At 43.9% G+C, this 7,308-nt stretch carries 7 protein-coding genes; 2 read left to right on the forward strand and 5 right to left on the reverse strand.

Annotation, left to right across the window (positions count from 1 at the left end):
- Positions 1–219: 219 nt before the first annotated feature.
- Both Q0R35_RS12725 and Q0R35_RS12730 read right to left on the reverse strand, forming a co-directional pair.
- The gene (locus Q0R35_RS12725; protein ID WP_295618600.1) at positions 220–2,637 is read right to left on the reverse strand and encodes a CHAT domain-containing protein; all 2,418 of its coding nucleotides are present in this window, start codon (positions 2,635–2,637) and stop codon (positions 220–222) included.
- 187 nt (positions 2,638–2,824) lie between these two features.
- Positions 2,825–3,922, reverse strand: coding sequence for a ShlB/FhaC/HecB family hemolysin secretion/activation protein (locus Q0R35_RS12730; protein WP_295618602.1), 1,098 nt, complete (start codon positions 3,920–3,922; stop codon positions 2,825–2,827).
- A 50-nt stretch (positions 3,923–3,972) separates the two neighbouring features.
- On the opposite strand from Q0R35_RS12730, the gene Q0R35_RS12735 reads away from it, so the two are divergent.
- Both Q0R35_RS12735 and Q0R35_RS12740 read left to right on the forward strand, forming a co-directional pair.
- Positions 3,973–4,521 carry a helix-turn-helix domain-containing protein gene (locus Q0R35_RS12735; protein WP_295618605.1) on the forward strand — a complete coding sequence of 183 codons (549 nt, stop codon included), beginning with the start codon at positions 3,973–3,975 and terminating at the stop codon, positions 4,519–4,521.
- A gap of 32 nt (positions 4,522–4,553) precedes the next feature.
- Positions 4,554–5,174: a transposase gene (locus Q0R35_RS12740; RefSeq protein WP_295618607.1), complete on the forward strand. Its 621-nt coding sequence runs from the start codon at positions 4,554–4,556 to the stop codon at positions 5,172–5,174.
- Between the two features lie 182 nt (positions 5,175–5,356).
- Here the strand turns inward: Q0R35_RS12740 and Q0R35_RS12745 are convergent, their stop codons facing one another.
- From Q0R35_RS12745 to Q0R35_RS12750, 3 genes are all read right to left on the reverse strand, one after another.
- Positions 5,357–5,884, reverse strand: coding sequence for a DNA-binding protein (locus tag Q0R35_RS12745; RefSeq protein WP_295618610.1), 528 nt, complete (start codon positions 5,882–5,884; stop codon positions 5,357–5,359).
- 2 nt (positions 5,885–5,886) lie between these two features.
- Positions 5,887–6,159: a hypothetical protein gene (locus Q0R35_RS19560; RefSeq protein WP_366944883.1), complete on the reverse strand. Its 273-nt coding sequence runs from the start codon at positions 6,157–6,159 to the stop codon at positions 5,887–5,889.
- A gap of 513 nt (positions 6,160–6,672) precedes the next feature.
- Positions 6,673–7,308 (reverse strand): Tn3 family transposase (locus Q0R35_RS12750; RefSeq protein ID WP_295618614.1); only part of this gene is annotated, 636 nt, incomplete at its 5' end.

Here is a 7,308-nt window from a genome sequence, read left to right on the forward strand (position 1 = left end):
GTCGATTCAATTCTGACGACAGTTTTTTTGGCGATCGCACCGACATCTCTGGCTAAAATTGCCCTGGCTTCATACTTAACAGCATTAGTTTGAACAGGTGCAATTAGCACGGTAGTAATTGTCAAACTAATGGGAACTAAGTAACGTTGAAAAACCATGTTTTTATAAATTGTGAATGTTAACAATACATTACCCGTATGGGTGAGTTTTTGTCGAGATTTATTGCCAGTTTCCAACCAAAACAAATGGTGCCCAATAGTAGGGCGATCGATATTTAGGATTGCGGAGTAGAGCCTGTTGAGCTTGGCGTAAAGATTCACCTTTGCCGAGATTTTTATTGGCTAAATTTTGATAAAGGTTAACCATTAAATCTTGAGTAGCCTCATCGCTAACCGACCATAAAGAGGCGATCGTACTTTTGGCGCGTGCTTTAATTGCTACGCCTGCTAATCCTAGCGTAGCACGGTTATCGCCTGTTGCTGTCTGACAAGCACTTAGTACTAATAACTCGATCGCATTACCAGAGCGAGTACCGCGATCTTTAAGCAGATTACTAAATTGGTCGAGGTTTAGTCGATTATTCCAAGTTAATATATAAGTATCTTCGGCTTTAGAACTAAACTGTCCGTGAGTAGCAAAATGAACGATCGGGGCATTACTGGCTACTAAGTTAGTTGCAACTAAATTACTATTAAATTGCTCATTGAGTAATTTTTGATGGGGCACTAAACGGCTAATCGATTCGAGTTCGGGTTTGACACCTGGTAGAGCTGAAAACCCTTGCCGACTTTCCGAAATACCACCTAGTAAAACTTGCGATCGCATCCGCTCTGTTGAATTTTGAGGTGGAACTAATTGTAATCCTGGTGTTAATGCTAGATTGTAATTTTCGACTAAATATTTATTGCCGTCGTACAATACTGACATCGGAATAGTTCTGAATGCTCCATCTAAAACGAAGACTAATGTTTTGGTTTTAGCGGCGGCGAGATCTCCAGCGAGGGGAGCAATTAGCAGATCGTAGATTTGTTTGGACTGTTGTTTGAAAGCCTGCTCTTGTTTAGCCGTAAAATTAAGATCGACGATTTTAGAATCTTGAATTTTAGTTTGCAGTTGGCTGACGGTTTCTTCAACTGTGGCGGAGGAGATTTTTTGACTGTAATAGCGCAGGGGTTTGCCCGGAATAGAGGCGATCGTCGCCACGCGATCGGGTAAAATAATTGGATAAATTACGACTGCCGATCGATCGATTTTATCTAGTTGGACTGTATATGTATCCAAACAGCCTTGACGGAGAAAGTTTTCTAATTCGGCAACTTGTAACGATTCGATTAAATCGCGCGCAGTGGCTAAATTCTCTTCAGATATTTGTTTGCCATCTCTTAATAACAGGTTGACATATTCGCGATAAACTGGTTCGACACTATCGCGGAACGAAAATTGTAAATCGGCATCGATCGCATTCAAATCGTTACGTAATAATTTGAGATGATTGATGGCTTGACGATAAGCGGAAGTTGCCGTTTCGAGATTTTTTTCTTGAGGATTATTAGCTGTCAGAATTTTGCCTAGTTGCCAATGGAGTCGATAAGCTAAATCGGGAGCGGGTAAATTTTCGGCAATTACTAAGGCTTTTTGAGTTAAATTTCTGGCTTCTAGCTTTTGCCCTGTCAAAGCGTATAAACTACCTAAAGAGCCGATCGCTTGAGCTTCACTGCGGGAATCTTTAATCGTTCTGGCTTGCTCGATCGCGGTGGTTAATAATCGCGCTGCTGGCATCAATATTTCGCGATCGATCTTACTACCTTCTTGATTTTTTTTGATGGTTTCGGCCAGGTTAATATAAGCATAAACCGTGCTGCGACTGGGCGCGATCGGATCTAAAACTTTCCGAGTATCGGTTAAAAATGTCAGCGTATTTGGCGCAGTTTTTAGTTCTGGTTGCGATTGAATTCGGTATAAATTAATTTGAGCCTGAACGCGAATAAGTGGTGCCGCATCTAGGGCAATCTTTTCATAAGTATCGATCGCGGCTTGCGATTGTTCCTTACCACCAATGAGATTGAGCGTATTACCTAAGCTGAGATTAATCCGATCGATCGCGGCTCGATCTTGCCGCGTTGTCGCAATTTTGAGCGATTGAGTTAGCGTTTCTTTGGCACCTAGATTTATCCCCTGGCTGTCAGTTGTTGTCTTTTGTTCGAGCATTCTCAGGGCGCGCAGTGAGTTACCCAATCCGAGTAAACCTTGCATTTTCAGCTCTGAATCTGGTTGCTGTTGCAGAGTGGTATTAACTTCTTGTAAATTTAGTAAGGCTTGACGATAAAACCCTAACGATTGGAGAGCTTGAGCTTGATTTATTTTAGTACCAATCATACCTTTTGAATCTTTGGCTTGGGTATAAAGCTTGTGTGCTTGTTGCCAATTAGACAAAGCTCTATCTGCTTTACCTGCGGCTAAAAGTTCGGCTCCGCGTTGATTTAATGATTGTGCGGCGGTGAGGAGCGAATTGCTAGGAGCTGCGGTAGTATTTGCCGCAGTCGCTGTCGGAATTTGGGGCGGTTTACTCGCAGTTGCAGGCAAGATGGTGAGGAGGCTAATTAATAGAGTCGAGTGATATATTTTGTTGTGATTCATTAGTTTAAAGTTATCTAAATTCGATCTTGTTGCTGCGGCGGAGATCTAAATCCCCCAACCCCCTTGGAAAGGGGGCTTTTAAAGTCCCCCTTTCTAAGGGGGATTTAGCGGCGGTTTTATTCTGGGTTTCTCCCGTGATGTAAAAAACCGACAAGACAGGGGGATTCGCACCAATTTCGCTCCTTCTTTAAAACGATTGATTGTAATTGAGCGAGAAATAAAACCCTTTCTCTTGCCCAGTGCGTTTAGTGGCATCGATCGCGTTAAACGGAATACCATAGTCTAACTTGGCAGAAAAATTGTCTCCACCCTGATAGCGCAACCCCAATCCGCCTGAGGCGATCGTACTTGGGGTAGGATTGGGACTAGGATTATTCGGTTTATTCCATCCCCAGCCAAAATCGAGAAAGGGCACGACTTGAAGTATTTGCTTACTTTCAGGCGTGGTAAAAATCGGCAACCTCACTTCGGCACTGGCGATGACACCATTATCAGCTAGTAATAAATCCTGACGGTAGCCGCGCACGGTATCTTGTCCCCCTAAGCCAATTTGTTCGAGCGCGAGTAAAGGTCGATCGGCGAGTTGAGTCTCTAACTTAAACAGGAATATACTATTAGGAGCCAGCGCGCGGACGTATTGAGCCTGTCCCCGCCAAGTCAAAAATTGACTGTCTGGCGAACCAGAATTAATCGTCGCACCCAGCGCATTAACACCGAAACTTACCTGCGATCGCATGGCGAACACTTGTTGGGTATCCTTAACTGTATAGTCTTGAAAAAACCGCGCGGCTGTCACTCTTGTCAACCCATTAGCATCCGCGCCAGGAGTCGGGTAAGCAATCCGTTCGCCGATAACCGAGAACAAATAGCCCGTATCCGTCTCGCGCCGAGCGATTGTCGCGCCCAGTGCAAATTCACGCGCGGGAGTTTGGATGATTGGTTGGCGATAAGTCAATCCAAAATCTTGCCCCTTACTATTAATATCCAATCTGTCAAATGGCGATTCGATGACTCTACTCGCCGAGTTACTATATTGAAGCCGCAGCGTACCATTACGCGGATTGAGTGGCAGCGTATAGTTAATATCGAAGACGCTACTCGCCTCACTTTTACCATAAGCCACCCCAACGCTATCGCCCAAACCCGTCAGGTTATTCTGAGAGCCAAAGACTTGAGTTTGAATTTCCCCCACGCTGGGAGTCCGATTATTGGCAATACTTACCCCTGCTTGCCAATTGGGGCTTTCACTGACTTTGAGCTGAACGATACTAGTACAAGGCGGCATAAATAGCCCTATGATCGGAGGAGAGCTTTTGAGAAAAAGAAATACAGATAATGCCAAAACTTGAAGCAGTCCAGATTGACTTGAGTGACTCGGAACGTCAAGAGTTAGAACAGATGCTTAGACGAACAAGTACACCACAACAGATAGCCTTACGTGCCAAAATTATTTTACAAGCGGCGACGGGTTCAAGTAATGTAGAAATAGCTCAAGAATTAGGAGTGGGCATAGAGATGAGTCGCCTGTGGCGGCGGAGGTGGCGAGAATTATCAGTAACAGAAGTACCACTAAGAGAGCGGCTTAAAGATGAATCGCGACCTGGAAGTCCAGCGACGTTCACGATGGAGCAGATTACTCAACTATATGCAATCGCTTGTGCCCCACCAGCACAGTATGACCGCCCCATCAGCCACTGGAGTGCAAGAGAATTGGCGTTGGAACTAGTCAAACAAGGGATAGTCGAATCGATTAGTGAACGACATGTCGGACGGTTACTCAAAGAAGCAGACCTTAAACCGTACCAGAGTAACTACTGGTTGAACCCCCCCCCGACCATCAATTCAAGCCTAAAGTTGAAGATATCTGTCAAGTCTATGAACTAGCACAATCACGAGCATTAGAGGGAGAAGTCACATTGAGCCTGGATGAAATGACCGGAATTCAAGCTTTAGAACGAACAATGCCAGACATTCCAATGAAACCAGGACGTAGTGTAAAAAGGGAATTTGAGTACATTCGGCATGGTACTCAGACTTTAATTGCCAGTTTTAATGTCGCCACTGGCGCAATTGACCTTGCCACGGTGGGAGATACACGAACCGAGCAAGACTTTGAGGCTCATGTCAGTCATCTGTTGGCACAATCGCCTCATGCGCCTAAATATCATCTAGTCATGGACTGTCTGAACACTCATCAATCCGAAGCTTTAGTTCGTCTTGCCGCTTCCTTAGAACCTGTCCCGATTGAATTGGGCTGTAAGGGCAAATCTGGCATTCTCCATTCGATGTCTACTAGATCTGAGTTTTTGGCAGATCCCACTCATCGCTTGGTTGTACATTTTACGCCCAAGCATTGTTCATGGATGAATCAAATTGAAATTTGGTTTGGGATTCTGATGCGGAAGCTATTGCGAAGAGGTAACTTTGCTAGTACTGATGCTCTAAAAAGTCGGATTCTCGAATTTGTAGAGTACTTTAATCGCACAATGGCAAAGCCTTTTAAATGGACTTACAAAGGTAAGCCACTCTGTAATTGAAATGCGGCTTTATTTATGCCGCCTAGTACTAGGTATAAAAATGGGTAAAACTGTCATGCAGTTAGGAAATGTGAATAGAGGTCTAGAATTATTGGATAAGCTAGATACCCTCACAAACTAGTCAAATCTATGATGATTAATCCGATCGAAGTCTTCAAACTCATCCTCAATTGAATTATCATCTAAGCAACTAGAGCTTTAATATTTTCTTGAAGCATAGGCTCGATCTTCCGCCAGTTTCTAGCAATGTTAAAGTTCATGTTTATTCTAGAAACTTCTAACAATGCTTCATCGATCGTGTAAGTTTTATCTTCTTTCAACCAAGTTAAAACCTCAGACAGATGCCAGATTGATGGCGTACCCTCGTACACGGGTAATGGAGATCTAGAGCGGTCGTTTACAATAACATTTCTAATATTTTGGCGCGTACATCCAATAATATCAGCGATATCTGTTAAACCAACAAAATCTGGAGACGCTTCAATTAAGATAGCAGTTGGGATCACTTTTTTGACATTAGTTATTGCTCCAGAAATAGCCTCAAATGCTGATGGTGCCTCACGCATAAAATCTAATGCAATAGATCCCTGCTTACCAACGCCAATCAGAGCATCATCACACCCACCTTCATATAGCTTCTCTATATAGCTGTTTGGATCGGTGCTAGCATCTTGAAAATTAAACTTGAGAGTGAAACTATATTCCTGCATATTTATTCCTCTTCTTCGCTGAGATGATTTAGATTTTTATTAGTCGTGCAGTTATCGACAACTTTCCTAATTTGCTTTGCATGATTCCCTGGATTTCGAGGAGTACTCCAAACACTAGATCTGCAAAATATTCCACCTCTACATTCCTTATCGTTGTAAGGGCAATAAATTTTACCCCAGCAATGACCTCCCCCAACATCAATCCGCCACCCATTTTCTTCGGCGTACTTTAGCGCATCTTCAATATCTGAGTGTGGGTGAGATCGTCGTGACATAGTAACCTCGGCATTATTTAACTAGTCCGATCGTCGCCAGACGACGCGCAAGCTTCGATAGGGTTGTCAAGTGACAACTATATAGTAGCCAGCATAATCCCGAACTAATATGCTTGTCAAGTGACAACCTGAATTTCCCGATTAGGCTTGTGCCTACGCTACGCGAACGCAGAACGAATCAAAGAATATTTAAGGGCTACACAATTTAGTAGCCGATCTCGAATCCATCTTTGTGTTCTGGGCTTGACAACGCTCGAACACTAACCCGATTAGCCAGAGGCTAGGCTTCGCCAACGACAACTAGCTCATGTGATAAAATACTGTTAGATATATATAAGTATTAGTAACTTGTCCGTGGCTGAAGTTAGAATCGCCCGCTCCCCTGACAAAGACCGGAAATCGCCGCTAGACGAGCGAGTCTTAACTTTAGTAGGTACGGCAGGAATCGCCCGCAGTAGGCTAAAATAGCCCAACGCGCCAAAAATGTACAAGTACATTTCAAACCCTTGCTAGTCATGGCTTTGAGCCAAGATTAGATTCGGCTTCATCTTGAATCGCTTGATGCCAGTAAGTCGGGTCAGCATAGCGAACAACCAAAGCATCAATATCGACCTGTGATGTAGATGGACTGAACTCAAATGTCCCAAACAGATTGATATGCTGCCATGCTACGGGAGAAATGTCTTTAATAATCGCTAGTGCCTCTTGGTCGTCAGCCGCCTGTTTCTGCTCGTAAACCCGCGATAACAGCAACGTATTGTAGTAAATGACTGCATTAGAGATCAGTCGCGAGCATTCATTCCAGATCTGCTGCTCACCCTCAGTTTTCACCCGAAACTTCCCACCATTAACATAAGCTACCGCCCGTCGAAACCGATGATAAGCTTCTCCACGGTTGAGTGCTTTTTGCACAGTCTGTCGTAACGTCACATCATCAATAAAGTCCAAGATGTACAACGTCCGACAAATATTCTCCAACTCCCATAAAGCCTTTTTAGTTTGGTTCTGCCGTTCGTAGCTGGCTAGCTTTCTCACAATCGTTGCCTGCGTCACATCCTTCTGTGCCAACGAAGCCATAATCCGCTGAATATTCGGCCATTCTTGTTCGATTAAACCGCTGTAGATCTTGCGAACGGGTTTAATTAAAAA

It is taken from the genome of Chamaesiphon sp. GL140_3_metabinner_50, from assembly GCF_025361915.1.
Taxonomy (GTDB): domain Bacteria; phylum Cyanobacteriota; class Cyanobacteriia; order Cyanobacteriales; family Chamaesiphonaceae; genus Chamaesiphon.